28 protein-coding genes are annotated in these 26,199 nt (G+C 75.4%); 17 read left to right on the forward strand and 11 right to left on the reverse strand.

What is annotated here, in order from left to right:
• Positions 1-77: 77 nt before the first annotated feature.
• A complete protein-coding gene (locus ACSHWO_RS30145; protein ID WP_438316794.1) occupies positions 78-518 on the reverse strand; it encodes a universal stress protein in 441 nt (146 codons plus the stop codon).
• On the opposite strand from ACSHWO_RS30145, the gene ACSHWO_RS30150 reads away from it, so the two are divergent.
• The gene (locus ACSHWO_RS30150) at positions 399-848 is read left to right on the forward strand and encodes a universal stress protein (RefSeq protein ID WP_438316797.1); all 450 of its coding nucleotides are present in this window, start codon (positions 399-401) and stop codon (positions 846-848) included. The two genes, ACSHWO_RS30145 and ACSHWO_RS30150, sit on opposite strands and share 120 nt — an antisense overlap.
• On the opposite strand, the gene ACSHWO_RS30155 is transcribed toward ACSHWO_RS30150, so the two are convergent.
• The gene (locus ACSHWO_RS30155; RefSeq protein ID WP_438316800.1) at positions 808-1,473 is read right to left on the reverse strand and encodes a CBS domain-containing protein; all 666 of its coding nucleotides are present in this window, start codon (positions 1,471-1,473) and stop codon (positions 808-810) included. The two genes, ACSHWO_RS30150 and ACSHWO_RS30155, sit on opposite strands and share 41 nt — an antisense overlap.
• 145 nt (positions 1,474-1,618) lie before the next feature.
• Positions 1,619-2,263, reverse strand: coding sequence for a CBS domain-containing protein (locus ACSHWO_RS30160; RefSeq protein WP_438316803.1), 645 nt, complete (start codon positions 2,261-2,263; stop codon positions 1,619-1,621).
• 243 nt (positions 2,264-2,506) lie between these two features.
• Here ACSHWO_RS30160 and ACSHWO_RS30165 point away from each other — a divergent pair, with 243 nt between their 5' ends.
• From ACSHWO_RS30165 to ACSHWO_RS30175, 3 genes are all read left to right on the forward strand, one after another.
• Positions 2,507-2,779, forward strand: a complete 273-nt coding sequence (locus ACSHWO_RS30165) for an SHOCT domain-containing protein (protein ID WP_438316806.1) — start codon at positions 2,507-2,509, stop codon at positions 2,777-2,779.
• A gap of 152 nt (positions 2,780-2,931) precedes the next feature.
• Entirely contained in the window at positions 2,932-4,629 is a 1,698-nt protein-coding gene (locus ACSHWO_RS30170; protein ID WP_438316809.1) for a SulP family inorganic anion transporter, read from the forward strand.
• A 177-nt stretch (positions 4,630-4,806) separates the two neighbouring features.
• Complete coding sequence (locus ACSHWO_RS30175; protein WP_438316813.1) at positions 4,807-5,418, forward strand: Rv1733c family protein; 612 nt, start codon at positions 4,807-4,809, stop codon at positions 5,416-5,418.
• Positions 5,419-5,462: 44 nt separating this feature from the next.
• Here the strand turns inward: ACSHWO_RS30175 and ACSHWO_RS30180 are convergent, their stop codons facing one another.
• On the reverse strand, positions 5,463-5,984 hold the full coding sequence (locus ACSHWO_RS30180) for a CBS domain-containing protein (protein WP_438316816.1): 522 nt from the start codon (positions 5,982-5,984) through the stop codon (positions 5,463-5,465).
• 225 nt (positions 5,985-6,209) lie between these two features.
• On the opposite strand from ACSHWO_RS30180, the gene ACSHWO_RS30185 reads away from it, so the two are divergent.
• Positions 6,210-6,503 carry a hypothetical protein gene (locus ACSHWO_RS30185; protein ID WP_438316818.1) on the forward strand — a complete coding sequence of 98 codons (294 nt, stop codon included), beginning with the start codon at positions 6,210-6,212 and terminating at the stop codon, positions 6,501-6,503.
• A 181-nt stretch (positions 6,504-6,684) separates the two neighbouring features.
• Positions 6,685-7,581, forward strand: coding sequence for a universal stress protein (locus ACSHWO_RS30190; RefSeq protein WP_438316821.1), 897 nt, complete (start codon positions 6,685-6,687; stop codon positions 7,579-7,581).
• Between the two features lie 38 nt (positions 7,582-7,619).
• On the opposite strand, the gene ACSHWO_RS30195 is transcribed toward ACSHWO_RS30190, so the two are convergent.
• Entirely contained in the window at positions 7,620-8,324 is a 705-nt protein-coding gene (locus ACSHWO_RS30195; RefSeq protein WP_361090203.1) for a response regulator transcription factor, read from the reverse strand.
• Between the two features lie 272 nt (positions 8,325-8,596).
• Here ACSHWO_RS30195 and ACSHWO_RS30200 point away from each other — a divergent pair, with 272 nt between their 5' ends.
• Together ACSHWO_RS30200 and ACSHWO_RS30205 are read left to right on the forward strand one after the other, a co-directional pair.
• Positions 8,597-8,917: an STAS domain-containing protein gene (locus ACSHWO_RS30200; RefSeq protein ID WP_361090206.1), complete on the forward strand. Its 321-nt coding sequence runs from the start codon at positions 8,597-8,599 to the stop codon at positions 8,915-8,917.
• Between the two features lie 116 nt (positions 8,918-9,033).
• On the forward strand, positions 9,034-9,558 hold the full coding sequence (locus tag ACSHWO_RS30205; protein WP_385835020.1) for a pyridoxamine 5'-phosphate oxidase family protein: 525 nt from the start codon (positions 9,034-9,036) through the stop codon (positions 9,556-9,558).
• Here ACSHWO_RS30205 and ACSHWO_RS30210 read toward each other — a convergent pair whose 3' ends face one another.
• The 3 genes from ACSHWO_RS30210 to ACSHWO_RS30220 form a co-directional block, all read right to left on the reverse strand.
• A complete protein-coding gene (locus tag ACSHWO_RS30210) occupies positions 9,559-11,274 on the reverse strand; it encodes a GAF domain-containing protein (RefSeq protein WP_438316824.1) in 1,716 nt (571 codons plus the stop codon).
• A gap of 126 nt (positions 11,275-11,400) precedes the next feature.
• Positions 11,401-12,447 (reverse strand): nitroreductase family protein, encoded by a 1,047-nt coding sequence (locus ACSHWO_RS30215; protein WP_438316827.1) that lies wholly within the window; start codon positions 12,445-12,447, stop codon positions 11,401-11,403.
• 282 nt (positions 12,448-12,729) lie between these two features.
• Positions 12,730-13,140 carry a CBS domain-containing protein gene (locus ACSHWO_RS30220; protein WP_438316831.1) on the reverse strand — a complete coding sequence of 137 codons (411 nt, stop codon included), beginning with the start codon at positions 13,138-13,140 and terminating at the stop codon, positions 12,730-12,732.
• A 115-nt stretch (positions 13,141-13,255) separates the two neighbouring features.
• Between ACSHWO_RS30220 and ACSHWO_RS30225 the strand changes: the two genes are divergently transcribed.
• Positions 13,256-15,037 (forward strand): sensor histidine kinase, encoded by a 1,782-nt coding sequence (locus tag ACSHWO_RS30225; RefSeq protein WP_438316834.1) that lies wholly within the window; start codon positions 13,256-13,258, stop codon positions 15,035-15,037.
• Between the two features lie 111 nt (positions 15,038-15,148).
• Here ACSHWO_RS30225 and ACSHWO_RS30230 read toward each other — a convergent pair whose 3' ends face one another.
• Entirely contained in the window at positions 15,149-15,835 is a 687-nt protein-coding gene (locus tag ACSHWO_RS30230) for a response regulator (protein WP_385834489.1), read from the reverse strand.
• A gap of 187 nt (positions 15,836-16,022) precedes the next feature.
• Between ACSHWO_RS30230 and ACSHWO_RS30235 the strand changes: the two genes are divergently transcribed.
• The 3 genes from ACSHWO_RS30235 to ACSHWO_RS30245 all read left to right on the forward strand — a co-directional run bounded on the left by ACSHWO_RS30235 (position 16,023) and on the right by ACSHWO_RS30245 (position 20,767).
• Complete coding sequence (locus ACSHWO_RS30235; protein ID WP_385834477.1) at positions 16,023-16,907, forward strand: oxygenase MpaB family protein; 885 nt, start codon at positions 16,023-16,025, stop codon at positions 16,905-16,907.
• A gap of 33 nt (positions 16,908-16,940) precedes the next feature.
• Complete coding sequence (locus tag ACSHWO_RS30240) at positions 16,941-19,100, forward strand: serine/threonine-protein kinase (protein ID WP_361090226.1); 2,160 nt, start codon at positions 16,941-16,943, stop codon at positions 19,098-19,100.
• 77 nt (positions 19,101-19,177) lie between these two features.
• Positions 19,178-20,767, forward strand: coding sequence for a phytoene desaturase family protein (locus ACSHWO_RS30245; protein ID WP_438319312.1), 1,590 nt, complete (start codon positions 19,178-19,180; stop codon positions 20,765-20,767).
• 25 nt (positions 20,768-20,792) lie between these two features.
• On the opposite strand, the gene ACSHWO_RS30250 is transcribed toward ACSHWO_RS30245, so the two are convergent.
• A complete protein-coding gene (locus ACSHWO_RS30250) occupies positions 20,793-21,266 on the reverse strand; it encodes a nitroreductase family deazaflavin-dependent oxidoreductase (RefSeq protein ID WP_385834461.1) in 474 nt (157 codons plus the stop codon).
• Positions 21,267-21,336: 70 nt separating this feature from the next.
• Positions 21,337-22,551, reverse strand: a complete 1,215-nt coding sequence (locus ACSHWO_RS30255; protein ID WP_438316839.1) for an FAD-dependent monooxygenase — start codon at positions 22,549-22,551, stop codon at positions 21,337-21,339.
• 79 nt (positions 22,552-22,630) lie between these two features.
• Between ACSHWO_RS30255 and ACSHWO_RS30260 the strand changes: the two genes are divergently transcribed.
• From ACSHWO_RS30260 to ACSHWO_RS30280, 5 genes are all read left to right on the forward strand, one after another.
• Positions 22,631-23,281 (forward strand): TetR/AcrR family transcriptional regulator, encoded by a 651-nt coding sequence (locus ACSHWO_RS30260; protein WP_361090235.1) that lies wholly within the window; start codon positions 22,631-22,633, stop codon positions 23,279-23,281.
• Positions 23,282-23,306: 25 nt separating this feature from the next.
• The gene (locus ACSHWO_RS30265; RefSeq protein WP_438316843.1) at positions 23,307-23,684 is read left to right on the forward strand and encodes a VOC family protein; all 378 of its coding nucleotides are present in this window, start codon (positions 23,307-23,309) and stop codon (positions 23,682-23,684) included.
• A 105-nt stretch (positions 23,685-23,789) separates the two neighbouring features.
• Positions 23,790-24,734 carry a hypothetical protein gene (locus ACSHWO_RS30270; protein ID WP_385834429.1) on the forward strand — a complete coding sequence of 315 codons (945 nt, stop codon included), beginning with the start codon at positions 23,790-23,792 and terminating at the stop codon, positions 24,732-24,734.
• 19 nt (positions 24,735-24,753) lie between these two features.
• Positions 24,754-25,380: a hypothetical protein gene (locus ACSHWO_RS30275; RefSeq protein ID WP_385834422.1), complete on the forward strand. Its 627-nt coding sequence runs from the start codon at positions 24,754-24,756 to the stop codon at positions 25,378-25,380.
• Complete coding sequence (locus ACSHWO_RS30280; RefSeq protein ID WP_361090247.1) at positions 25,358-26,197, forward strand: inositol monophosphatase family protein; 840 nt, start codon at positions 25,358-25,360, stop codon at positions 26,195-26,197. The genes ACSHWO_RS30275 and ACSHWO_RS30280 overlap by 23 nt, the downstream gene beginning before the upstream one ends.
• The last annotated feature ends 2 nt before the right edge of the window (positions 26,198-26,199 follow it).

Raw genomic sequence — 26,199 nt, forward strand, 5'->3', positions numbered from 1 at the left:
GACGTCAAGTGAGCCGCGGCGTGCGTCATGACGTCGGGTGTCCGCCATGACGTCAGCGGCGGTGCCCGGCCGCGTCTTCACGAGTCGTGGGCGATCACTGCCACCGGGGCGGCGCAGTGGTGCAGGACCGCGTGGGCTACCGGGCCCAGGTGACCGCCGAGGGGCGAACGGCTCAGGTGACGCCCCACCACGACCAGTGCCGCACCTCGGCCGGCCCGGACGAGCCGGTCGCCCGCCGGGCCTCTGAACACCGTCGGTGTGACGTTCACTTCGGGGAACCCGCGCCGCCAGGGCGCGAGCAGATCGTCCATCGTGCGTACGGCGCTCCGGCCGGTGTCCCGCTCTTCGTCCGGATCGAAGAAGGGGACGTACGCGTGGGCGGCGGGCGTCTTCCAGCCGTGCACGACCCGCAGCGGGCAGTCGCGCCGGGCCGCCTCCTCGAAGGCGAAGGCGAGGACCCGGTCGCACCCCTCGTGGACGTGCTGACCGGAACGGCACGGGAACTGCGGCGGCTGCATCCGCAGCTGGACGTCACTGCGTGGTGTCCCGCCGCCCGACCGGCGGCCGCCCTCGCGGCGGAGGCCGCCGATGCGGGGCTGCTGGTCCTGGGATCGCGGGGCCCGGGCGGACTGCTCGGCTCCGTCGTCGGCTCGGTGGCGCTGTCGACCGTGGTCGCGACCGTCACCCCGGTCGTGCTCGTCCGTGGCCCTACCACCGCCACCGCCACCGCCGTCCCCGAAACGCCGGACGCACTCCCGCCGGGCGGGATCCTCGTGGGTGTCGACTCCTCCGTACGTCGACAGGGCGTCACCAGGGCATCGCCGGGCGGGAGGCGCCCGTGGGCGTGATCGCCGTGTCGTCGGTGCGGGCCGTGACGCGTGACGCGGCGGCCACGACTCCGTCGAGGCGTTCGACGAGGCTGCGCAGCACGGGCAGCTGGCTCCGGCGCGGCACGACGCCGTCCAGCGTGACGATGCCGTCCACCACGTGGACGTCGACGCCGCCGGCCGAACCGCCCAGGGCGTCGCTGAGGACGTCCTGGACACGCCGGCGTATCTCGGCGTCGGGGCGCAGGAACACGCGGAGCAGGTCCCGACGGGTGACGATGCCCACGAGCCGGTCCTCGACGTCCACGACGGGCAGCCGCTCGATGCCGCGGCGCGTCATCAGCCGTGCGGCGTCCGCGGCCGTCGCGTCGGCGGGGACGGTGACGGCGGGGGCCGACATGAGCTCCCCCGCCGTGACCGGCCGGGCCGGATCCCCGTCCCGCGGGGAGGCGAGCGGGTCCGGTGCGGCCTGCGCCAGCACGTCGGTCTGGGAGACGACGCCGACCACCCGGTCCTCGTCGTCCAGGACGGGGACCCCGCTGATGTCGTACTGGGCGAGCAGCTTCGCGACGTCCTTGAACGCGGTGCCGGGGGCCACGGAGACGACCTCGTCGGTCATCAGGTCCGCCACCTTGATCCGGTTCATGAGGCCCTCCTACTCCGCCATGCCATGTCGTGGACGTGGCTGATTTCCGGTGTGTGGTGTGGCTCCCACCATCCGCCGGGCGGACGGGCCGTTCGAGGGCCGAACGGTCCCGTCCGTGGCCCGGGGGGCCCTCTTCGCGGTGCGGTCAGGCGGCGGCGCCACCGGCACCGTCCAGCTCCATGCGGACGTCCACGACCCCTTCCACGGCGCGTACCGCCCGTGCGAGCAGGGGCACGAGCGCGCGGTCCCGCAGCGGTCCGCGCAGCGTGACGACGCCCTCCTCGACGGCGAAGTCCAAGGTCAGGCCGGGAACCAGCGCGGTGAGCACCTGCTGGCGGATCTCTTCGGCGAGCTCCTCGTCGGGCCGCAGGAAGACCTTCAGGAGGTCGCTGCGGCTGACCACCCCTTCGAGCATGCCGAACTCGTCGACCACGGGCAGGCGCTTGAGGCGCCGGTGGGCCATGATCCGGGCGGCCTCGGCGACCGGTGCATCGGGGCGGACGGTGACGGCGGGGCTCGACATGAGTTCCTCGGCGAGGACCCCGCCGGCCTTGGACGCCTCCTCCAGCTGCTCGGGGAGCACGGGCTCCGAACGCCGGAACTCCTCCTTCGGCAGGAGGTCCGCCTCCGAGACGACACCGACCACCCGGCCCTCGCCCTCCAGGACGGGGACCGCGCTGACCTGCCACTCGTGCATGAGCTCGACGATCTCCTTGTAGGAGGCCTCGCGGCCGATGGCGACGGCGGTGTGCGTCATGACGTCACTGACGGTGTAGCGGGATGCGGGCATGGCCGGCTCCATCGGTCCGGGAACGGCACTCGGCGGGCAGCGCCGGGACGGCATCCTGTGGTCGCGTCCGACTTCAGTATCGGCCGACCGGCCCCTCCGGGCCCGGGCCCTGTGGTCCCGTCCGGACCCCGACCGGCCCACGTCCGGTGCCGGGGCTCCCGTGGATCCTGGCAGGAGACGACCGGAATGCGGCCGCCGACCCGTCGACCCGGCAGGTGTGAGATGTACTGGAACGGTCATGGCATGGGTGCCTGGGGCTGGTTCGCGATGTCTCTGACGGCCCTGGTCGTCTGGGGTTTGATCGTCGTCGCCGCCGTCCTCCTGGTCCGCGCCTTCCAGCGGGAGGGCGCGTCCCGAGGGGCAGCACCGGCACCGCCCGCCGGCCCCACCGCCCCCGCCGCGGGAGCCGAGACGCTGCTCGCGCAGCGGTACGCCAGGGGCGAGATCGACGACGAGGAGTACGCGCGGCGGCTCTCCGTCCTCCGCGGCCGTGCCGCGGGGAGCGGGCCGAGGTGAGACCGCGCCGTGCGATGCCGCCGTGAGGTGCCGCAGGTGCCGCCAGGGACGCCGCGACGCGCTCGCCGCCGTCCTCGCGCGTTTCACGCCCGCGTCTGCGGCCGCACGGCAGGATGGTGCGACACGAGCCCGCAGGGAGTCCCGGAGGTGCCATGCCGGAGCACGGACCGATCGCTGTGCTTCCGCCGGCCTTCCGCAGCTACCGCAGGGCGTGGCTGAGCGGCGACCTCCTCGCCGGGGTCACGGTCGCCGCCTATCTCGTACCCCAGGTCATGGCCTACGCCGGGGTGGCCGGCCTACCGCCGGTCACCGGCCTGTGGGCCGTCCTGCCGGCCATGGCCCTCTACACCCTGGTCGGGTCGTCCCGGCTGCTGTCCGTCGGGCCCGAGTCGACCACCGCCCTGATGACCGCCGTGGCCGTCGCCCCGCTGGCGGCCGGCGACCCCGCGCGGTACGCCGCGCTCGCGGCGGCCCTCGCCGTCGTCGTCGGCCTGCTCTGCACGGTCGCCTGGGCCGTCCGGCTCGGCTTCCTCGCCGACCTGCTGTCCCGGCCGGTGCTCGTCGGCTACATGGCCGGGGTCGCCTGCATCATGATCGTGGACCAGCTGCCCAAGCTCACCGGGGTCAGCAGCAGCGGGTCGGGGTTCTTCCCCCAGCTGCTCTCGTTCCTGGGCCACCTCGGCGACGTGAACGGGGCCACCGCCGTGCTGGCCGCCGGATGCCTCGTGCTGCTGTTCACCCTGCCGCGGCTCGGACGGGCCGTGCCCGGCCCCCTCGTCGTCCTCGCCCTCTCCACGGCCGTGGTCGCCGGGTTCGGCCTCGACGACCGCTACGGCATCGACGTCATCGGCGCCGTCCCGACCGGCCTGCCCGGCTTCGCCCTGCCCCGCCCGGCGGACTGCGCCGACCTGTTCCTACCGGCCCTCGGCGTGATCCTCGTCGGATACTCGGACGTCGTCCTGACCGCCCGCGCCTTCGCCCGCCGCGACGACCCCCGGCCGCTGGACGCGGACCGCGAGCTGCTCGGCCTCGGCGTCGCCAACATCGGCGCCGGCGTTCTGCAGGGCTTCCCCGTCAGCAGCAGCGCCAGCCGTACCGCCCTCGCGGACTCGGCCGGCGCCCGTACCCAGGCGTACTCGCTCGTCGGCGCCGGCTGCGTCGCAGCCGTCCTGCTCTTCCTCGGCCCCCTGTTCGCCCACACCCCGTCCGCGGCCCTCGGCGCCATCGTCGTCTACGCCGCCCTGCGGCTGGTGGAGGTGGGCGAGTTCCGTCGGCTCGCCGCCTTCCGCCGTCGCGAGCTCCTCCTGGCCGCCGGCTGCACGCTCGGGGTCCTCGCCCTCGGCATCCTCTACGGCGTCCTCGTCGCCGTCGCCCTGTCCGTGGCCGAGCTCCTCACCCGGGTCGCCCGCCCGCACGACGCCGTCCAGGGCGTCGTCCCGGGCCTGGCCGGCATGCACGACGTCGACGACTACCCGACCGCCCGCACCATCCCCGGCCTGGTCGTCTACCGTTACGACTCACCGCTCTTCTTCGCCAACGCGGACGACTTCCGGCGCCGGGCCCTGGCCGCCGTCGAGGCCCAGGACGCCCCCGTGCGGTGGTTCGTCCTGAACACCGAGGCGAACGTCGAGGTCGACATCACCGCCCTCGACGCGGTCGAGGCCCTGCGTGCCGAACTCACCGACCGCGGCATCGTGTTCGCCCTCGCCCGGGTCAAGCAGGACCTCCGCGACCCGCTCGACGCCTACGGCCTCACCGCGTCGGTCGGCGAGGACCGCATCTTCGCCACCCTCCCCACCGCCGTCGCCGCCTACCGGACCTGGCGCGGCGAGCCGGGCGCGGAGTCGTGAGCCCCCGCCGCCGGAATGACGGGGCCGCGGTCTCGCGCTCGGTCACCGGACGCGCGCCGACCGTGCCCGCCCGGGGCGCGCGGCGCAGGGCCGCCACGGCGTGCCGCCGCCGCTGCGTGGCCCGGACGGCGGCGGCGGAGGACAGTGGGGGGAGGGGGGAGACCCCGGAGGTGCACGATGTCCTGCCGGACACCCGGCCGGGGCGCCGGTACGGGGGCCAACCCGCTGCGGCGGGGAGCCGACCGTGCCCGCACCCGCTGGCACGCCGTCTTCGCACTGGCCTGTGTGCTCGCGGTGGTCTGCGCCGTCGTCACCGGCCTCGCCGTGCAGGCCGCCGGCGAACGCGCCGCCGAGGCCCGGGCCCGCCTCCTGCACCGGGTGAAGGCCACCACGGTGGCCCAGCCGGTGGGGCCCGAGGGGGCCCGGGCCGCCGGCGCGCCCGCGGCATCGGCGCACGCCACCTGGCGGTACCCGGACTCCCGTGTGCACACCGGGCCCGTTCCCGTCCCGCCCCGCACGCCGCCCGGCAAGGCGGTCACCATATGGGTGGACGACGCGGGCGACGTGTCCCTCTCTCCGCCGCGCACCGCGGACGCCATCACCCTCGACGCGATCGCCGCGGCCTCCGGCGCCCTCGCGGCGGTCGTCCTGTGCACCGGAGCCCTGATCACCGTCCGCCTGCGCCGGATCGAGGCGCGCAGCCTGCGGCAGTGGGAGCGGGAGTGGGAGCGCGTCGAACCCCACTGGTCCGGACGCGCCCGCCCGGAACAGGGCGCGGACGACGACTGAGGGCACCGGGCACGGCACCGGGGCCACCGGGCCGCACGGGCCGGCTACGCGCCCTCCGGTGCGGTCCGGGCGTCCGGCGGGTCCGGCGGGTCCGGCGGTGCCGGGGGCTCCGCGAGGACGCTCCAGGCGACCGGCCCGACCAGGTCCGCCACCCGCTGGAAGACGTCCATCAGCAGGTCGTCCACCGTCAGCACGCCCACCAGCCGCCTCCCGTCCAGCACGGGAAGCCGCCGCACGCCGGTGTTCCGGAAGACCCGGTACGCCGTGTGGACGTCGTCCGCGGCCTCCACGGTGACCACGGGGGAGGACACCACCGTCCGCACCGCCGCGCGCGGGTCGGCGCCCGCGGCCACGACGCGGACGGCGAGGTCCCGGTCAATGACGATGCCGCACACCTCGCCGCCCTCCGTCACCACGACGCATCCGACGCCGTCGACGTCCATGCGCCGGGCGACCTCGTCGACCGGGGTGCCGGCGGGAACGGCGACCGCAGGCGCCGACATGGACGCGGACACCTTCGCCGCGGACACTCGTGATGCGGACACCTTCGATGCGGAGACCCTCATGGTCCCGATCCTTCCGGGCGGCGGCCCCCGCGGAAACCCACCGCGGGCGGTGCGGCCCGGGCCGGAGCAGGGCCGTGCGGGTTCCCGCCCGGGGGCCGCCCGGCCCTGTGCCGCCCGCCCCGTGCTGCCGCAGCATGGAACCCGGGGAACCCTACCGACACCCCCATCCACCTTCCCGTCCCCAGCAACCAGACCAGTCCAGCCCCGTTTCCGAGGTGATCTGACATGGCATCCGCAGAATGGACCACTCCCGGGGTGTACGCCGGCCCCGGCGGCGTGCTCACCGACACAGCCGGCACCCTCACCGGTGAACTGACGGTGCACACCACATGGGAGCAGGAGCGGGCGCACATCGCCGTGCAGTACTCGGGCGCGTCCGAGTGGCACGTCCTGGCCGGCAGCCCCGTGGCCTGCCCCAGCTCCGAGGCCAGCCGGGCGGTGCACCAGCGCGCGGTCGAGGCCGTGCGCAGCGGCGGCGCCGTTCCCTTCACCCCCTGGCCGACCACCCCCGTCGCCTGAGCCCCGGCCCCGCGCCCGCGTGACGCCGCCGGGGCCGGGTACGGGCCGCCGCAGCCGACCGGCCCCGGGTGAGGGCCGGTCGGCCCCTCGGCGGGCGGGGGACGGCCCGGCAGGGTGGGAGCGGGGGCGGCCCCCGGTGCCGCATCCCGAACCGCAGCCGAGCAACTTGGAGGGCAGAGCCGTGTCACCTGTCATCGCCGTCGGAGTGGACGGAACCCCGGAGAGCCTGGCCGCCGCGCGCTGGGCGGCGGCCGAGGCGGTCCGGCGGGGGCGGGGCCTGCGCCTGGTCCACGCCTGGCTGTGGCAGCCCGTTCCGCTGCCGATGGCCCGGGACCGGGACGAGGAGGCCCGCCGGGCCGAAGCCCTGCTGCACGCCGCGGCCGACGAGGTGGCCGCGCACCACCCGGAGCTGGGCATCGTCACCGAGGTCGTCCAGGACGCGCCGGTTCCGGCGCTGCTGCGGGAGGCGCAGCGGGCGGAGCTGCTGGCGGTGGGCACCCGGGGCCGCGGCCCGCTGCTCGGCTTCCTGCTGGGTTCGTACGGGCAGCAGGTCGTCGGCGAGGCGGCCTGCCCGGTGGTGTCCGTGCGCGCGGCCGACGGCGACCGCCCGGACGGCGGCGAGGAGCGGCCGGACGGTGGGGCGGGCGAGGTCGTGGTCGGCCAGTCCGGCTATCCCGAGGACAGCCACGACGTACTGGGCTTCGCGTTCGAGGCGGCCGCCGTGCGCGGGGCGGCCGTACGGGCGGTACGCGCCTGGGACCTGCCGTCGATATACGCGTACAGCCCCGGCACGATGTGGATCTCCGAGCAGGACGGCGGGCTCGTGCAGTACGAGCAGGCGGCGCTGCGCCGGGCGCTGGAGCCGTGGCGGGCGAAGTACCCCGAGGTACCCGTGGTCGAGCACGTCGAGCTGGGCAGTGCCGGGCAGGTCCTGCTGTCCGCGGCGGAGGGGTCCGCGTCGCTGCTGGTCGTCGGCCGGCGCACGCGCAAGGGGCCCCTCGGTAGCAGGATCGGTTCTGCGGCCCATGCGGTCCTGCACCACGCGCGGTGTCCCGTGGCCGTGGTCCCGGAGTCCTGAGCCTCCGGGCGCCGGCGCGGGCCGCGCGGCCCGCGCCGTCAGGCGGGGCGGCCCGGCTGGCGGCTGGACGGGACGAGGGTGTGGCTGGCGATCACGGCGGCCTGGACGCGCCGGTCGACGCCGAGCTTGATGAACAGGCGCGAGACGATGTTCTTGACCGTCTTCTCGGCGAGGTAGAGCCGCTTGCCGATCTCACGGTTCGTCAGGCCCTCGCTGACCAGCACCAGGATCTCCTTCTCCCGGTCCGTGAACCCGGGCAGGCCCGGCACCTGCTCCTCCTGCGGGACCTCGCCCCGCATCCGGGCCATGACCCGGGCGGTGGCGCCGGGGTCGAGCATCGACTTGCCCGAGGCCACCGTGCGGACGGCGGTCACCAGGTCGGTGCCGCTGATCTGCTTGAGGACGTAGCCGGAGGCGCCGGCCATGATGGCGTCGAGCAGCGCCTCCTCGTCGTCGAACGACGTCAGCATCAGGCAGGCCAGCTCCGGCATCCGGGAGCGCAGTTCGCGGCAGACGGAGACGCCGTCGCCGTCCTGGAGCCGTACGTCGAGCACCGCCACCCGCGGGCGCAGCGCCGGCACCCGGACCAGTGCCTGCTCCGCCGTGGACGCCTCGCCCACCACACGGATGTCAGGCTCCGCCTCCAGCAGGTCGTGCACGCCCCGGCGGACGACCTCGTGGTCGTCGAGGAGGAAGACGCTGATCGGCTCCTCCGCCGGGTGGGTGACACCACTGTCGGTCATCTGCTGCTCCTCGGTCGGGCGTGTACCGGGCGTACCCGCGCCCTCGCATCCTGCACCGGCGGTGGGTCGTCCGACAGGGCCGATCGGCCCCTTCCGTTAGCGCGGTACCGACCGCAATGCGACCCGAATCCCGGACTTCGGGACCTTCGGCCCTTGGTGCGGGGCATGCGGACCTTACGCCCCCGCCTGCGCGACTGATGGGGTGGAGGCGACCGGACCGCCACCCCGAAGGGGCGCGGCCGGCCGCGGTGACGCAGGAGGGGAGAGGACGCATGGGCAGGACGATGATCGCGCTCAGGACGGTCGTACGGGACGAGTACGGGGCGGGCGTCGCCGTCGTGGGCGAGCTGGACGTCCACACGGTCGCGGCCGTCGAACCGAGACTCGCGCGGGTCGCCGACGGGGGCGGGGAAGTGGTCCTGGACCTGTCCGGGCTCGCGTTCTGCGACACCTCGGGCATCGACATGTTCCTGCGCCTGCACCGGCGGTGCGCGCGCACCGGGGCGCGGCTCCTGCTCCAGGGCGTGCCGCCGCTGCTGGCCAAGTCGCTGCGGGTGGTCGGCGCGGACCGGGTGCTGTACTGCGGCTGGTGACGAGCCCGGAGTGGACCGTTCGGCCCTGGTGCGGCGCCCACGGTCCGGGCGACGCTGCTGGTTCACGTATGAGCACAGTACGCAGCAGATCGATCTCCTTCGGACCGCAGGTGCGCATGATGGAACACGAAGTGGGCGGGGAGGGCGCGCGGCGCATGCGGCCCCTGGACCGCGGCGAGGCCCTGAGCCTGCTCGGGACGGTGCCCCTGGGACGGGTCGTCTTCACCCGGCACGCGCTCCCCGCGGTGCGCCCCGTGAACCACCTCCTGGACGGCGAGGACATCGTCCTCCGGGTGCACGACGGCGGTGCGCTCGCCGCGCTGGCGGCGCCCTGCGACGGCGCGGGCGTCGTCGTCGCCTACGAGACCGACGACATCGACGCCCGCACCCGCCTCGGCTGGAGCGTCGTGGTCACCGGCTACGCCCGCCCGGTGACCGACCCCGCGCAGGCGGCCGCGTACGAGGACCGGCTGCGGCCCTGGGTGCTCGGCCCGGAGCCCTGCCGCGTCGTACGCATCCGGCCGGACCTGGTCACCGGCTTCCGGCTGGAACACGCCGCGGCCCCGCCGCCGGGCGCGGCCGGATCGCCGTACGCGGCCCTGGTGGAGCCGGGCGCGGCGCCGTGCGCCGGGTCCGGCTGATCAGGCGAGCCCCGCCGACGCCGGGTCCCGGTGCAGCGGGGCCCGCCACACGAGCCGGCTGCCGCCCTCGGACGGCGATTCGATCAGGAACGCACCGCCGACGCTGCGGGCCCGCTCGTCCAGGTTGGCCAGACCGCTGCGGCGGCCCTGCTCCGGGATGCCCACGCCGTTGTCCGACACGGACAGCACGACCTCGCCCCCGCCGGCCCTGAGCGACACCCCGACCCGGCTGGCGTGCGCGTGCCGGGCCGCGTTGCTGAGCAGCTCCCCGAGCACGGCCACGACGTGGTCGGCCACGTCGTGGGGTACGTCGGTGTCCAGCAGGCCCTCCATGCTCAGCCGCGGCGGGTGCCCGAGCACGGTCGCGGCCTCGCCGACGGCCCGCGCCGCACGGGCGCGCAGGCCCGCACCGCCCGCACCGTCCCGGTCCTTGGTGCGCAGCCCGAAGATGGTCGACCGGATGATCTTGATGGTTTCGTCGAGGTCGTCCACGGCCCGGCCGAGCCGCTGCGCCGCCCCGCCGTGCTCCACCAGGCGGGCCGCGCTCTGCAAGGTCATTCCGGTGGCGAACAGCCGCTGGATGGCCAGGTCATGGAGGTCCCGGGCGATGCGGTCGCGCTCCTCCAGCAGGGCGATCTGCTCGGCGTCCCGCCGCCGGTCCGCCAGCTCCAGGCCGAGCGCCGCCTGCCCGGCGAACGCCAGCAGCGGCTCCAGCTCGCCGTCGCTGAACACCGGCTCCCCCGCCGCCCGGGCGAGGAACAGCACGCCCCGCGCGGGCGCGCCGCCCGTCCCCAGGGGCACCGCCACCGCCGGACCCTCGGTGCGGGCCTGCGCCGAATCCGCCTCGAACCTCCGGTCGGTGGCGGTCCGCGGGCTCGACACCGGGGCGCCCTCGGTGTGCGCGGCCCCCACCATCGTCCCCGCCAAGGGCAGGACCAGTCCCTGGCGGGCCTCGGCCCCGGCCCCCGTGGCCACCTCCACCAGCAGCCCGTCGGTCCCGGGCAGCGCGGTGGCGATCTCCGCGGCCTGCGCACCGGTGATGTCCTGCGCCCGGCGCGCGATGAGCTGGAGCACCTCGGTGCGCGAACTCCCGGACAGCAGGCTCCCGGTGATCTCGGCATTGGCCCGCAGCCAGTGCTGCTGGCGCTGGGAGCCCTCGTAGAGGCGGGCGTTGTCGATGGCGACACCGGCGGCCACCGACAGCGTGGTGATGACCGACTCGTCCTCCGTGTCGAACTCCTGGCCGCCCCGCTTGTCGGTGAGGTAGAGGTTCCCGAACACCTCCTCCCGCACCCGGATCGGCACCCCCAGGAAGGTGCGCATCGGCGGGTGGTGGGCGGGGAAACCGTGCGAGGACGGGTGCCCGCCGAGATCGGCCAGCCGCAGAGGCTCCGGATGCCGGATCACCTCGCCGAGCAGGCCGTGGCCGGCCGGCAGCGGCCCGATCCGGGCGATCTCCGCGTCGGACAGGCCGACCGTCAGGAACTGCGAGAGCGTCCTGCCGTCCGGGCCGATGACGCCGAGGGCACCGTACTCGGCGTCCACGAGCAGGGCGCCGGCCTCCACGATGCGGCGCAGGACCTGGGAGAGCTCCAACTCCCGCCCCACCGACACGACCGCTTCCAGGAGGCTGTGCACGCGGTCGCGCGTGCCACGGGCGGCGTCGATCCGCGCCTGGAGCTCGTCGAGCAGCTCGTCCAGACGCATCTTCGGCATCTGGGACAACGAATCCCCCACCATGAACCGGCTCTCCTTGTACTCGACCGGCGAAAAGCCTATCGGGAGCACACGGATACGGAAGGCCGAACTCCCGTCACGGGGCGGAGTCGAGGGGTGTCTGCGTCACAGGACGTGCAGGACCTCCGCGACCGCGCGGCGGGGCGTGCCCGGGCCCTGCGGGCCGTAGCCCAGCCGGACGACCATCTGGACGTGGCCGGTACCGGCGACCGGGTTGCGGGCCGGCCAGCGCAGTTCGGGCCATTCCAGCGGCTGGGAGGTCATGGACGTGGCCAGGCCGTCGGCGGTCGCCTGCAACAGGACGCGTTCCAGGGCCTGTCCCGCGCGCAGCCAGTCGGCGGGCGCGTCCCCCGGCGTGGACAGCAGGACCAGCTGCGGGCGCTCCTCGAAGGCGGCCCGGCCGCGGCCGGCCACCGGCCTGGCCCGGCCGAAGTCCCGTACGGTCGCGGTCCCGCCCGTGCTGCGCGGGCCGAAGGCGGCGGCCGGGATGCCGTCGCGGCGCGGCCGTCCGCCGGCGGCGCCCCTACGCGTACCTGTACCTGTGCCCGCGCCCGCGCCCGCGGTTGCGGGTTCGTCGGTGTCGTAGGTCCAGGCGGCCGTCTCGGCCCGCACCCCGGGATCGATCTCCTCGCGCTGCTCCGCGTCGCGGACCAGCCCGAGCAGGGTGTCGACGTGCCACGGGTCCGGTACGTCCAGGCGGCAGCCCTCCAGCAGGGCGGCCGCCCGCAGCCCGTCCACCAGCGCGTCCGGGACCGGCTCGTCGTCGAACGGGAAGCGGCACGTCCGGCGCCTGCGCAGCGCGGGGTACAGCGCGGCCAGGTCCTCGTCGTCGCCGGCGGTCCCGGTGAAGGCGGCCTCGGCCAGCAGCCAGGGGTCGGAAGCGTCCGGCAGCAGCCGTACGACGGCCGGCCGGCCGTGGTGGGCTGCGGAGACGCGCAGGTTGAACAGGGCTGCGGCGCAGCCGAGGTGGAGGGCGCGGTGGTCCGGGTCCGCCCGGTGCATGGCCCGGCGGGGGTCCCCGTACAGCTCGATGGTGCCGGTGGCCCGGCGGAGGACGAACCGCCAGGGCTGGGCGTTGTGCATCGAGGGCGCGGTGACGGCGTCGCCGACGAACAGGGCGGCTTCTGCGGAGCCGATCAGTGGTGCGGTCACGGGACTGCTCCTGTCGTGTCGGGTACTGCGCTGTAGCCAGGCTGCGTCGCGCGCCCGCGGCCGCGGGAGGGGCCGAGCGGCCCCTCCGGGGACCGGTCGGCCCTGGCGCGCCGGGCCCCGGAGTGCTTCCATGAAAGTGCGGAGAGAGCCCACATACTGAGGATGCGGAGAAGCGGCCCCCGTGCCGCGCACCACACAATCGGGTTCCGCGAGAAGCGGGCGGGCTCTCTCCACCCCCTCTCGTTTTCCTTCCCCTCCCGCGTCTCTCCCTGCCGGTACGGGTCACCAGGCCAGGGCGTGGCGGCCGGCCGTGTCGTCGTGGTGCGCGGTGACGTGTGAGACGACCGCCACGACCCCGTCGAGCCGTTCGACCAGGCCCCGTAGCAACCGGAGCTGGCTCTGCCGCTCCACCCTGCCCTCCAGGGCGACGACCCCGTGGACGACGTGGACGTCGACGGCCGCGGACGGCAGGCCCAGGGCCTCGTCCAGCACCTCCCTGACGACGCGGCCGCGGATCTCGGCATCCGGCCGGAGGAACAGGCGCAGCAGGTCCCGGCGGGTGAGGATGCCGACGAGGCGGTCCTCCACGTCCACGACGGGCAACCGCTGCACCCCGCGGCGGGCCATCAGCCGGGCCGCGTGGGCCGCCGGCTCGTCCGCGCGGACCGTCACCGCGGGGGCGGCGGAGGGCACGATCGAGGGGCCGAACGGACCCCTCCGGCGCCGCTGCCGCCGCCCGCGGGCCGGGCCGGGCTACGGTGAAGGAGGCGGTGCCCTTCCCGCCGGAGCCGGCGGCTGGAGGTGGGCCATGGGCGAGGCGGACGACCGGGCCGGCGCCCCCCGGAGCAGGGTTCCGGGACTGAGGCTGGACGAACTGCTCGACGAGCTCCAGTCCCGCATCGACGAGGCCAGGGGGACCAGGGACCGGCTGCACGGGCTCCTGGAGGCCGTGATGGCGGTGGGCCGGGGGCTGGACCTGCCGCAGGTCCTGCGCGGCATCGTCGAAGCCGCCGTCGTCCTCGTCGACGCGGAGTACGGGGCCCTGGGCGTGATCGGCGGCGACAAGCGGCTCGCCGAGTTCCTCCCCGTCGGCGTCAGCGACGAACTGCGGACCCGCATCGGCGCCCTGCCGTCCGGCCACGGCATCCTCGGCGAGCTCATCCGCCACCCGCAGCCGCTGCGCCTGTCCGAGCTGTCCGAGCACCCCGCCTCGTACGGCTTCCCGCCCCACCATCCGCCGATGCACTCGTTCCTCGGGGTCCCGATCCGGGTCCGCGACGAGGTCTTCGGGAACCTGTACCTCACCGAGAAGCACGGCGGGGCCGAGTTCGACGCGGAGGACGAGGCCGTGCTGTCCACGCTCGCCGTGGCGGCCGGCATCGCCATCGAGAACGCCCGCCTCTTCGAGGAGGTCCGGCTGCGCGAGCGCTGGCTGGAGGCCGGCACCGACATCACCAGCGGCCTGCTGTCCGGAGCCCCCGAGGACGAGGTCCTCGAAGGCCTGCTGGCCCGGGCCAAGGACATCACCGGCGCCGACCTCGGCGTGTTCTACCTCCTCGGCCCCGCGGGGGAGCTGCGCGGCTCGCTCGCCCTCGGGGAGGGCGCAGAGGCGCACCGCGGGACCGTCCTGCCGGGCACCGGCGGAACCCTCGCGGCGGCCGCGCTGGCCGGCGAGGGCCTCGTCGGCGTCGCGGACGCCGGGACGGACGGGCGGATCACCGTGCGGCCGGAGCACTGGGCGGGCATCGGCCCGGCCGTCGCCGTCACCGTCGGTACGGAGGAGAAGCGCAGCGGCGTCCTCGTCCTGGCCCGGTCGCGCGGGCGCCCGGGCTTCGCGGCCGTCGAGGTCGCCGCGCTCCCGGGGTTCGCCGGGCAGGCGGCCCTCGCCCTGGAGCTCGCCGGGAGGCGCCGGGACGCCGAGCAGCTGAGCCTGCTGGAGGACCACGACCGGATCGCCCGTGACCTGCACGACCTGGCGATCCAGCGGCTCTTCGCCACCGGCATGACCCTGCAGAGCGTCCAGCGGTTCGTCGACCACCCGCAGGCCGCCGAGCGGCTGGCGCGGGCCGTGGACGACCTCGACACCACCATCAAGATCATCCGGTCGACGATCTTCGGCCTGCGGGAGGGCGAGCCCCGCACCGCCGGGGGCGCGGGGTCCGGCCCCCCGGCCGGCCCGGGCGACCCGCGGAGGCTGCGGCAGGGACTGCTCACGGCCGTGGACGAGGCCGCGCGGGTCCTCGGCTTCGCCCCGGCGCTGCTCATGGAGGGGCTCATCGACACCGACGTGCCGGCGGACGTGGCCCGGGACGTCCTCGCGGTGGTCGGGGAGGCCCTCGCCAACGTCGCCCGGCACGCCCGCGCCACGGCGGCGCAGGTCGCGGTCGCCCTGGCCGGAGGGGTCCTCACCGTCACGGTGACCGACGACGGCGTCGGCCTGCCGGACGCGGCCGGGCAGGGCCGCCGCAGCGGGCTGCGCAACCTCGCGGAACGCGCCGAGCGGCTCGGCGGCCACATGACCGCCGGCGCGCGCCCCGACGGGCGGCGCGGTACCCGTCTGCACTGGCAGGTCCCCGTCACCCCGCCCTGACCTCCGTGCCGCCGCGAGCCTGCGTCGCCCGGCCCTGACCTCGACCCCGGCCCCGATCCGGCCCCGGCCCGGCCCCGATCCGGCCCCGGCCCGGCCCCGATCCCGGCCCCGTCAGTGGGCCGGAGGGCCGGCCTCGTGCTCCCGGACCTCGGCGGCGATCACGGCCGCCTGGACGCGGCGCTCGACACCCAGCTTGCCCAGCAGGCGGGAGATGTGGTTCTTCACCGTCTTCTCCGACAGGTACAGCCGCTTGGCGATCTGCCGGTTGGTGAGGCCCTCGCCGATCAGGTCCAGCACGGCCCGTTCCCGCTCCGACAGGCCCGCCAGCCGCGGGTCGGCGGGCTGCTCCTGCGGCTCCGGGCCGCGCAGCGCGCTCATCAGGCGTGCGGTGGTCGCCGGATCCAGCATGGACCGTCCGCCGGCCACCGCCCGCACAGCGGAGAGCAGGTCGGAGCCGTTGATCTGCTTCAGGACGTACCCGGCGGCCCCGGCCATGACCGCGTCCAGCAGTGCCTCCTCGTCGTCGAAGGAGGTCAGCATCAGGCAGGCGAGGCCCGGCACGCGCGAGCGCAGCTCCCGGCAGACCGTGACGCCGTCCCCGTCCGGAAGCCGTACGTCGAGCACGGCGACGTCGGGTCGCAGCGCCGGGCCGCGGGCCAGCGCCTGCGCGGCGGTGGCGGCGTCGCCCACGACGGTGATGTCCGGCTCGGCGTCGAGGAGGTCGTACAGCCCGCGCCGCACCAGCTCGTGGTCGTCGACGACGAACACCCTGACGGGTCCCTCGGATACCTCGGACATGTCCTCGCACCGCCTTCTTCCGGCTGGTTCCCGCTCCGTCCCCGTTATGGGTGAATTGTCGCAGCCCGCGGTCCCTGCGGCGGAGGGACGCCCCATGGCGCCCGGGACCCCCGCAGTGGCAGGCTCGTCACCGGCGGGTCCGTCGCCCGCGCACACCGTGCGGGGCCGGCCGACAGGGAGGCAGGGGATGAGCGGCGCCGCCGATCCCGGGCTCTACGGGCCCGAGTCCGTCACCTGGCAGTGCCACGGCGATCCGGTCATGTGGATCGCCGGAGTCCGGGCGCTCTACCTCCAGGCCCTGCACCCGCGCGCCGTCCGCGCCGTCATGGCCAATTCGGACTTCCGCAACGACGCCTGGGGGCGACTGCTGCGCACCGCCGACTTCGTCGGAACCGTCACCTACGGCACCACCGAGGCCGCCGAAGCCGCCGGGGCCCGGGTCCGCCGGATCCACCGGGCGCTGTCCGCCACCGACCCCGTCACCGGCGAGCGGTTCCCCGTCGACGACCCCGACCTGCTGATGTGGGTGCACTGTGCGCAGATCGACAGCTTCCTGCACGTCCTGCGCCGCTCCGGCGTGCCCCTGACGGCCGCCCAGGCCGACCGCTACGTCGACGAGAACCGGGTGAGCGCACGCCTCGTCGGCCTCGACCCCGACACCGTCCCCGCCGACACGCGCGCCCTCGCCGCGTACTTCGAACGGGTGCGGCCGGTGCTCGCCGTCGGCGCCGACGCCCGCGCCGTGGACGACTTCCTGCGCGGCCCGCCCGTCCCCGCCCTGCTCCTACCTGGCCGAAAACTGCTGTGGGGTCCGGTCGCCGCGCTCGCCTACGGAACCCTCCCCGGCCACGCGCACCGGCTGTACGGCCGGCCCGCGCCGCCCCCGCGGACCGTCACCCGGCGCCTGCGCCTCACCGGTACCCTGCTGCGCAGCATTCCCGCAGGTCTGCGCTGGCAGCTGCCTCCAGGTCACATCTTGAACGCGATGCGGCGCATGGGCCCCGGGAGTCGTCCCTCTGCGTACACACTGCGCACATCAGCGGCCATACTTGACCGGCCGGGGAGGGCGTAGGACGTAGCACGACAACGGGGGCGGCTTTAAGACATGGCGGAGTCCAGACTGATCCAGGGCCGGTACCGGTCGCTCGATCTGATCGGGCGCGGCGGCATGGGCGAAGTGTGGCGCGCCCGGGACGAGTCCCTCGGCCGGCACGTCGCCGTCAAATGTCTCAAACCGCTCGGTGCCGAACGGGACAACCACTTCACCCAGGTCCTGCGCGAGCGCTTCCGCCGCGAGGCCCGCGTCGCCGCCTCCCTCCAGCACCGGGGGGTCACCGTCATCCACGACTTCGGCGACGACAGCGCCGCCGGGGGACCGCTCTACCTGGTCATGGAGCTCCTCGACGGCCGCAACCTCAGCCAGCTGATGGAGGAGAACCAGGCGAGCCCGCTCCCCGTCGACGTGGTCGTCGACATCGCCGAGCAGCTCGCCGCCGCCCTCGGGTACACCCACGCCCAGGGCGTCGTCCACCGCGACCTCAAGCCCGCCAACATCATGCGGCTCACCGACGGCACGGTGAAGATCTGCGACTTCGGCATCGCCCGCCTCGCACACGACATCGGCTTCACCGCCAAGCTCACCGGCGGCGGCATGGCCATGGGCACCCCGCACTACATGTCGCCCGAGCAGATCGCCGGCGGCGAGCTCGACCACCGCAGCGACCTGTACTCCCTCGGCTGCGTCCTGTACGAGATCGCCACCGGGGCCCCGCCCTTCGACCTCGGCGACTCCTGGTCGGTGCTGGTCGGGCACCGCGACAACGTGCCCGTGCCGCCGCGCCGGCACCGCCCGGAGCTGCCCGAGTACTTCGACCGGGTCGTGCTGGAGCTGCTGGCCAAGTGCCCCGACGACCGCCCCGGCGACGCCCGGGACCTGCACCGCCGGCTCGTGGAGGACCGGCTGCGCGCCGGGCTGCCCCCGGTCGGCCAGGCCCCGCCGCTGCCCGCCTGGGCGCAGGGCATGACCGCGGGCCGCAAGGCCGGCACCGAGGCCCGCCCGGCGAGCGGCGAATGGGCCGTGCTCACCGGCTCCTGGACGGCGGCGCGCACGAGCGGCGCGCACCGGATCCTGCGGCCCGCCGCGTCGGAGGACCCCCGGCTCACCGCCCCGTACGGGGTGCCCCGAGCCACGGGCTTCGACGTCGCCGGCCCCGCCACGGCCGCGGGTACGGTCACGGCCGGCATCGGCATCGGCACGGGCCTCGACGCGCTCGGCGCCGACGGCTTCGACGCCGACACCGGCTCCGCCGCCGCGCTCGCCGCCGGCCACGCCCGCGCCTTCGCCCTCAGCCGGGCCGGCCGCCCCGAGGAGGCGCTCGCCACCTACGAGGCCGTCGCCCACGGCCGTACCCGGCTCCTCGGCGCCGACCACCCCGACACCCTCGCCGCGCGCCAGGAGGCCGCGTACGAACTGGGCCGGCTCGGCCGCCACCAGGAGGCGTACGACGTGTACCGCGCGGTGCTCGTCGGCCGCGAGCGCAGCATGGGGCCGCTCCACCGCGACACCCTGCACTGCCGCCACAACCTGGCCTGCGCCCTCGGGGCGCTGGGCCGGCACGCCGAGGCCCACCACGCCGCCGCCGAGACCGCCGCCGACCGGGCGGTCGTCCTGGGCGCCGAGCACCCGGACACCCTGCTGACCCGGTACGAGGCGGCGTACGCGCTGGGCCGCCTCGAACGCTGGGAGGAGGCCCTCGAAGGCTTCCGCCAGGTGGCCGCCGCCCGGGAACGGGTGATCGGACGCGACCATCCCGACACCCTCGCCGCCCGCTACGAGGTCGGCATCGCGCTCGGCCGCACCGGCCGCGCCGCCCAGGCCCTGGACCTGTTCCGGGGCCTGGTCCGCGACCGCACCCGGGCGTACGGCGCCGTCGACCCGGAGACGCTGCGCGCCCGGCACGTCCTCGGCGTCAACCTGGGCCGGCTCGACCGCTGGGAGGAAGCGGTGGACGAGGCCCGGCAGGTGGCCGCGGCCCGGGCGCGGGCGCTCGGCGCCGAACACCCCGACACCCTCGTCAGCCTCCGGGAACTCGCCGGCGGTCTGGGCCGACTGGGCCGCTGGGACGAGGCGCTGCCGCTCTACCGGGAGATCGCCGGCGTCCGCGAGCGCTCCCTCGGCGACACCCACCCGGACACGGTCGCGGCCCACGCCGACGAGGCGCACTGTCTGGAGCGGCTCGCCCAGGTGTGCTACCAAGAGCCATGACGACCTTCGGGCGGGACGCACACGGCGACGGCGGCAGTGGCAACGACGGCGGAGGCGGAGGCGGTTTCAGCCGGGACGTGTACGACGACGTGATCGTCGGCGGCGGGCACAACGGCCTGGTGGCCGCCGCGTACCTGGCCAGGGCCGGCCGCTCGGTGCTGGTCCTGGAGCGGCTCGGCCACACCGGCGGGGCCGCGGTCTCCACCCGCCCCTTCGCCGGCGTCGACGCCCGACTGTCGCGCTACTCCTACCTCGTCTCACTGCTCCCGTCGAAGATCGTCCGCGATCTGGGGCTGGACTTCGCACTCCGCCGGCGCGCGGTGTCCTCGTACACCCCCGTCGAGCGCGGCGGCCGCCACGGCGGGCTGCTCGTCGGCGCCGACGAGGCCCGCACCCGGGAGTCCTTCGCCAGGCTGACCGGCTCGGACCGGGAGTACGACAACTGGCGGGCCTTCTACGGGACGACCCGGCAGGTCGCCGAAAGGGTCTTCCCCACCCTGACCGAGCCGCTGCCCACCCGGGCGGAGCTGCGGGCCCGCATCGGCGACGACGCGGCCTGGCGGATGCTGTTCGAGGAGCCCCTCGGGCAGGCCGTCGAGAAGTACTTCGCCGACGACCTGGTCCGGGGCGTGGTCCTCACCGACGGCCTCATCGGCACCTTCGCGGACGCCCACGACCCCTTCCTCGCCCAGAACCGCTGCTTCCTGTACCACGTCATCGGCGGCGGCACGGGCGACTGGGACGTCCCCGTCGGCGGCATGGGCTCCCTCACCCGTGCGCTGGCCGGCGCGGCACGGGCTGCCGGGGCGCACCTCGCGACCGGGCACGAGGTGCTGCGCATCGACACGGACGGCACCGGGGCCGAACCCGCCGAGGTGGTCTTCCGCACGGCGACCGGCGAGGGGCGGGTCGCCGCGCGCACCGTCCTGGTCAACGCCTCCCCGCGGGCGCTGGCCGAACTCTGCGGCCAGGAGCCGCCGTCGCCTCCCGCCGAGGGCGCCCAGCTGAAGGTGAACATGCTGCTGCGGCGGCTGCCCCGGCTGCGGGACACCTCCGTGGACCCGCGCGAGGCCTTCGGCGGCACCTTCCACATCGCCGAGGGGTACGCCGAACTGGCGCGGGCCCACGCCGAGGCCGCCGCCGGGGAGCTGCCCTCCGTACCGCCCTCGGAGATCTACTGCCATTCGCTGACCGACCCGACGATCCTCGGACCGGAGCTGGTCGCGCAGGGCTACCAGACGCTGACGCTGTTCGGCCTGCACACGCCCGCGCGGCTGTTCGAGAAGGACAACCAGGGCACGCGGGAGGTGCTGCTGACCGCCACCCTCGCCCAGCTCGACGCGCACCTCGCCGAGCCGATCACCGACTGCCTCGCCTTCGACGCCGACGGCCGGCCGTGCATCGAGGCGAAGACCCCGCTCGACCTGGAACGCGAACTGCGCCTGCCCGGCGGACACATCTTCCACCGGGACCTCTCCTGGCCCCACCGGGCCGACGACGCGGCCACCGGTGACGACGACGCGGCCGGTGCCGGCTTCGGCTCGGGCCGGTGGGGCGTGGGGACCCCGTATCCGGGCGTCCTGCTGTGCGGGGCCGGCGCCGTGCGCGGCGGCGGCGTCAGCGGGGTCCCCGGCCACAACGCCGCGATGGCAGCGTTGGGCCGCTGAGACAGGGCGCGCGGGTACGCGGCTCCTACCGGGTGGGAGCGGCGGGAGTGTCCGCCGGTTCCGGTTCGATGACGACGATCGGGATCTCGCGCTCGGTGCCCGCCTGGTATTCGTCGTACGCGGGCCAGTGCCCGACCATGACCGGCCAGTACGCGGCGCGTTCCTCGGGCGTGGCCGTACGGGCCCTGCCCTGCATGATCTTCGGGCCGACCTGGATGCGGACCTCGGGGTGCGCGACCAGGTTCCGGTACCAGAGCGGGTGCTCGTCGGAGCCGCCCCGGGACGCGACGACGAGGTAGTTGCCGTCGGCCTCGCCGTAGATGAGCGGGGTGCGCACCGGGTCGCCGGAGACCCGGCCGACGGTGGTGAGGAGAAGGGTCTGGGTGCCCTGCCAGAACTGGCCCTCGGCCCCCTTCGACTCGACGTACTGCCTGACGTGGTCGAGCTGCCAGCCCGGCCGGGGGTCCTTCGGGTTGTCCCAGTCGATGTGCGTCGTCATGCGGTCCTGCCTGCCTTCGCTGAGGGGTGGCGATGGATCAACACCCCTGTCAACGGGGAGGCGTGCGGTCTTATGCCGGGACGGGCACGTCCGGAAGGGTGAATCCGTCGAACAGGTCGTCCAGCGCCCGCAGTCGGACGCGCGCCGGGACGGCCCGGACGGCGAGGTCGCGGGCGGCCGCGGCGAGGGGGTGGGCCTGCGCGACCATCCGGCCCGCGCGCCGGGCCCGGACCCGGATCGCGTCCGTGCGGGCGCAGCGGGCCGCGCTGTAGGCGGCGAGGGCGTCGGGAATGCCGACGCCGTCCGCCCCGTCCGCCGCGTCGTCGAGGAGGTGCGCCAGGACGACGGCGTCCTCGACGGCCTGGCAACCGCCCTGCCCGAGGTTGGGCGTCATGGCGTGCGCGGCGTCGCCGAGCCAGGCGATCCGCCCGTGGTGGAAGCGGGGGAGCGGGGCGGCCAGGTCGTACAGGTCGTGCTGGAGCACGGCCGCCGGGTCGATCCGCGCGAGCAGCGCCGGGATCGGGTCGTGCCAGGTGCCGAAGCGGCGCACGAGTTCGGCCCGGACGTCGGCGGGCCGGTACCCCTCGGGGACCACGGCGGTGGCGTACAGGTAGAGGCCGCCGTCGCCGAGCGGGACGAGGCCGAAGCGCTCGCCGCGGCCCCAGGTCTCGGCGGTGGCGGGTAGGGACGGCCGTCCGGCCTCCCGCGCTTCGGCCGGGACCTCGCGGGTCGGCAGTACGGTGCGCCAGGCGGTCTCCCCGCTGTACCGCAGCCCGGGGTGGTCGGGGAAGCAGCGGCGGCGCAGCGTGCTGTGGATGCCGTCGGCGGCGACGACGAGGTCCGCGCGGAGCTCCCCGGCGGTGGTGCGGACGAGCGGGCTGCCGTCGGGGCCGTCGACCCCGGTGACGGCGGCCCCGTACCGGATCGCGGCCGCGGGGAGTCCGGCGGCCAACCCGGCGGCGAGGGCCGGCCGGTACACGGCGAGCGGGGGCCGGCCGTAGCGGGCCTCCAGTGCGGCGGTGTCGGCGCGGCTGAGCCAGCGCCCGCCCCGGTGGCGCACTCCCATCGCGGCCGGGACGGCCCGGCCGGCGGCGCGCCCGGCGTCGAAGCCGATGCCGTCGAAGGCGCGCAGGGCGTTGGGCGCGAGGACGATCCCCGCCCCGGCGGCGGACGGCCCGGAGGCCCGCTCGCACACGGTGACCCGCCAGCCGCGGCGGTGCAGCGCGAGCGCCGCCGTGAGCCCGCCGATCCCCGCACCCGCCACGACCGCATGACGCTGAGACATGTCCCGTCCTCCTTGGACGCCACTCATCCTCTACATCCGTAGAGGGATCGACCTCACTCTACAGCTGTAGAGTGAGGCCATGTCCACCCCCGATCCGGACCCCGCCCCCGGCCGCTCCGCGGCGGGCCCCGGGCCGCGCACCGCTGCCGCCGACCGCCGCACCCTGATCGCCGACACCGCGATCGGGCTGGTGGCCGCCGCCGGCCTGCGCGGCCTGACCCACCGGGCCGTCGACGGCGCCGCGCAGCTGCCGCCGGGCAGCACCTCGTACTACTTCCGCACCCGGACCGCGCTGATCGGCGCCTGCTACCAGCGGCTCGCCGAACTTGACGTGGCCGACTACGCGCGGGCGGACCGCCCCGCGGCCCCCGCCGCGCCGGCCGGCCGGGACGAGGTCGCCGCAGCGACCGCCGCACTGCTGCACCGCTGGCTGACCACCGACCGGGCGCGGCAGCTGGCCCGCTTCGAACTCAGCCTGGAGGCCGCCCGCACCCCCGAACTCCGGCCCGCGTTCGAGCGCGCCGGCCGGGTCGTCCGCGCCAGGGCCGCCGCGATCCTCGGCGAGCTGGGCGCGCGGCAGCCCCGGGAGGCCGCCGAACTCCTCGTCGCCTGGACCGACGGACTCCTCCACGACCGGCTCGTCGGCGCCCTCGCCCGCACCCGCCCGGACCCCGACCCGGCCGAACTGGCCGCCGTCGTACGCCGGATGCTCGACGCGGCCCTCGACTGACGCCCCGGCACCCTACGATCAGGGCATGATCGCCGAACTTCAGTGCGTCGTGCTGGACTGCCCCGATCCGCTCGCCCTCGCCGGGTTCTACCGGTCCGTGCTGGGCGGCACCGTCAACCGGCCCGACCACCGGTGGTCGGTCGACGAGGACTGGGCCACGCTCCACACCCCGTCCGGGACCGTCCTCGCCTTCCAGCGGGTCGCCGACCACCGGCCGCCCCGCTGGCCCGACCCCGCACACCCCCAGCAGTTCCACCTGGACTTCGGGGTCCCCGACCTCGACCGGGCCCAGGAGCAGGTGCTGGCCGCCGGAGCCGCCCTCCTCGACGCCCGACCCGGCACCGACGACTGGCGCGTGTACGCGGACCCGGCGGGCCACCCGTTCTGCCTGGTCCGCCCCTGACCCGCCCGGGGCGCCGGGTGCGCCCCCGTGCGACGCGGACGTGCTCTGGTGGGGCCGCCGCGGCATCTCCTACCATCAGAACGGCGACGGGGGAGGGGAGCCTGCATGGCGGCACGAGTGGGGCGGCTGGAACGCTTCGTGGCCTGGGTGCTGCGCAACGCGGACGTCGTGGTCGCCCTGTGCGTCGCCATGGGCGTCGGCTTCCTGGACATCTTCGGAGACGTCGTCAGCGACGACGTCTCCTCCGGAGCCACCCTGGTCGTCCTCGGCCTGCTCGCCACCGGCTCGATCGTGGAGCGCGTACGCCGGCCCGCCGCCATCCAGGAGGCGATGAACGGCACCAGGCGGGCCCTGGAGGACCTCGCCATGGTGCGCTCGCTGTCGGGCAACGAGGTCGGCGAGGCGCTGCGCAAGGCCCGCCAGCACACCAACCTCTGGTACTTCAAGGGCGGCACCGGGACCTACCTCCGGGCCGTCACCCTGCCCCAGTGCGTGGCCGCGGCCAAGGAGCAGCGCTCCCAGCTCAACGTGAAGATCGACATCGTCAACCCGTCCGACGAGCGGGCCTGCGCCGCCTACGCCCGGTTCCGGCAGATGTTCGGCGGCCAGCGCCGCGGCGACGAGCCGTGGACCACCGACCGGGTCCGCCGGGAGTCGTACGCGACCGTCCTCGCCGCCTGCTGGTACCAGCGGCAGCTGACCACGCTGGAGATCAGCGTGCACCTCTCGTCCGCCGTGCCCACCCTGCGCTTCGACCTGTCCGAGACCTGCCTCGTCATCACCCAGGACGACCAGTCCCGGGTCAACCTGCTCGTGGAACGCGGACAACCGCTCTACGACTACTACGTCACCGAGTTGCACCAGAGCCGGGAACAGGCCGCGGCGCTCGACCTGCGCGTCACCGCCCCCCTCGGCCAGGAGCCCACCGTCGACGAGGTGCGCACCCTCTTCGACGAGCTGCGGCTCCCGCTCCCGCGCGTCTTCACCGACAGCGACATCGGCAAGATCATCGAGAAGGCCCTGCATGCGGAGGACCCCTACAGGAGGTGAGGCGCTCCGGCGCGCCCCCATGGACCACGAGCTCGAAAGGACACTCGCCACCCTGGAGGAGATCGCCTCCGGGGAAAGGACGTTACGGGCGGTGCGGCACCCCCTCGGATTCCTCTGCCTCCCCCTGCTGAGAGAGGACCCCCGCGGCATCTGCGTGCACCTCTTCGAGGCCGGCGACCGCGCCGAGCCGGGCGCGTCCCCGCTGCACGCCCACAGCTGGGAACTGCGCAGCCGCGTGCTGTACGGGCGGGTGGCCAACCTGCCCGTACGCGTGAGGGAGGTGGGCGACGGCGAGGAGGGCGCCACCCACCGCGTGTTCGAGGTGCACAGCGGCAGCGACGGAGTCGACGAGATCCGGCCCACTCCGCTCCTCGTCCGCAGCGAACTCGGCCCCGCCCACGTCACCGCCCGGGGCGGGACCTACACCCTCACCGCGGGCGAGTTCCACGCCACCGCCCTGGAGGGTCCGGAACCCGCCGCCACCCTGGTCCACGGGATGTCCGTGCCCGGGCGGGCCGACCTGTCGCTCGGGCCGGTCGACGGCCGTCCGCGCCGCACCACCCGCCGGCTGTGCGACACCGAACTGACCGTGCGCAGCGTCCACGCCGTCCTCAGGAGGATCCATGCCGAGCAGCGGGCTGCCTGACTTCGACCACGAGCGGCAGGTCGCCGTCGCCGCGGCCGAGGAGGCGGGCGGCCTGCTGCGCAGCCGTTTCGGTACGGCGCGCCGCCTGCGGACCAAGGGCGACTCCGGCGACGTCCTGATGGACCTCGACCTCGCCGCCGAGGAACTCGTCCTCGGCCGGATCCGGCACCACTTCCCGGCCGACCGGATCCTGTCCGAGGAGGCGGGCCTCCTCGGCGCCGCCGGGGAACGCACCTGGCTCGTCGACCCGCTGGACGGCAGCAACAACGTCGCGATCGGCCTGCCCGCGTTCGTGGTGGGCATCGGCCTGTGCCTCGGCGGCACCCCGGTCATGGGCGTCGTGCACGAACCGGTCACCGGGGAGACCTGGCACGCGGTCAAGGGGGGCGGGGCGCACGGGCCGGCCGGGGCACTGCCCGGCCCCCGCCCCATCCTGCCGCGCCCCGGGCCTGTCGTGGCCTGGACCCAGGGGTACGCGGTGGCCCGCGGCGACGCCACCGCGACGGCGCTGCGCGGGGCGCTCGAACTCGGCTGCCGGCGCGTCCTGCAGCTGTGGGCACCGCTGCTCGGCTGGAGCCTGCTGGCCCGCGGCACCATCGACGCGTTCGTCGGCTACCGCGCCGAGGGCGTCGACCTGCCGACCGGGGCACTGCTCGCGGCCGAGGCGGGGGCGGAGCTGCGCACGCTGTCCGGGACGCAGTTCCGGCCCGGCTTCGCCGGGGACGACACCGGGCGCAGCTTCGTGGCCGGGCGCGGCGGGACCCTCGCGTACCTGCTGCGGGAGGTGGGGGCCGCGGTCGAGCGGGCGGCCGGCTGAGC

The sequence above is a fragment of the Streptomyces pallidus (ex Mingjun et al. 2026) genome, assembly GCF_051550185.1.
Lineage (GTDB): Bacteria > Actinomycetota > Actinomycetes > Streptomycetales > Streptomycetaceae > Streptomyces.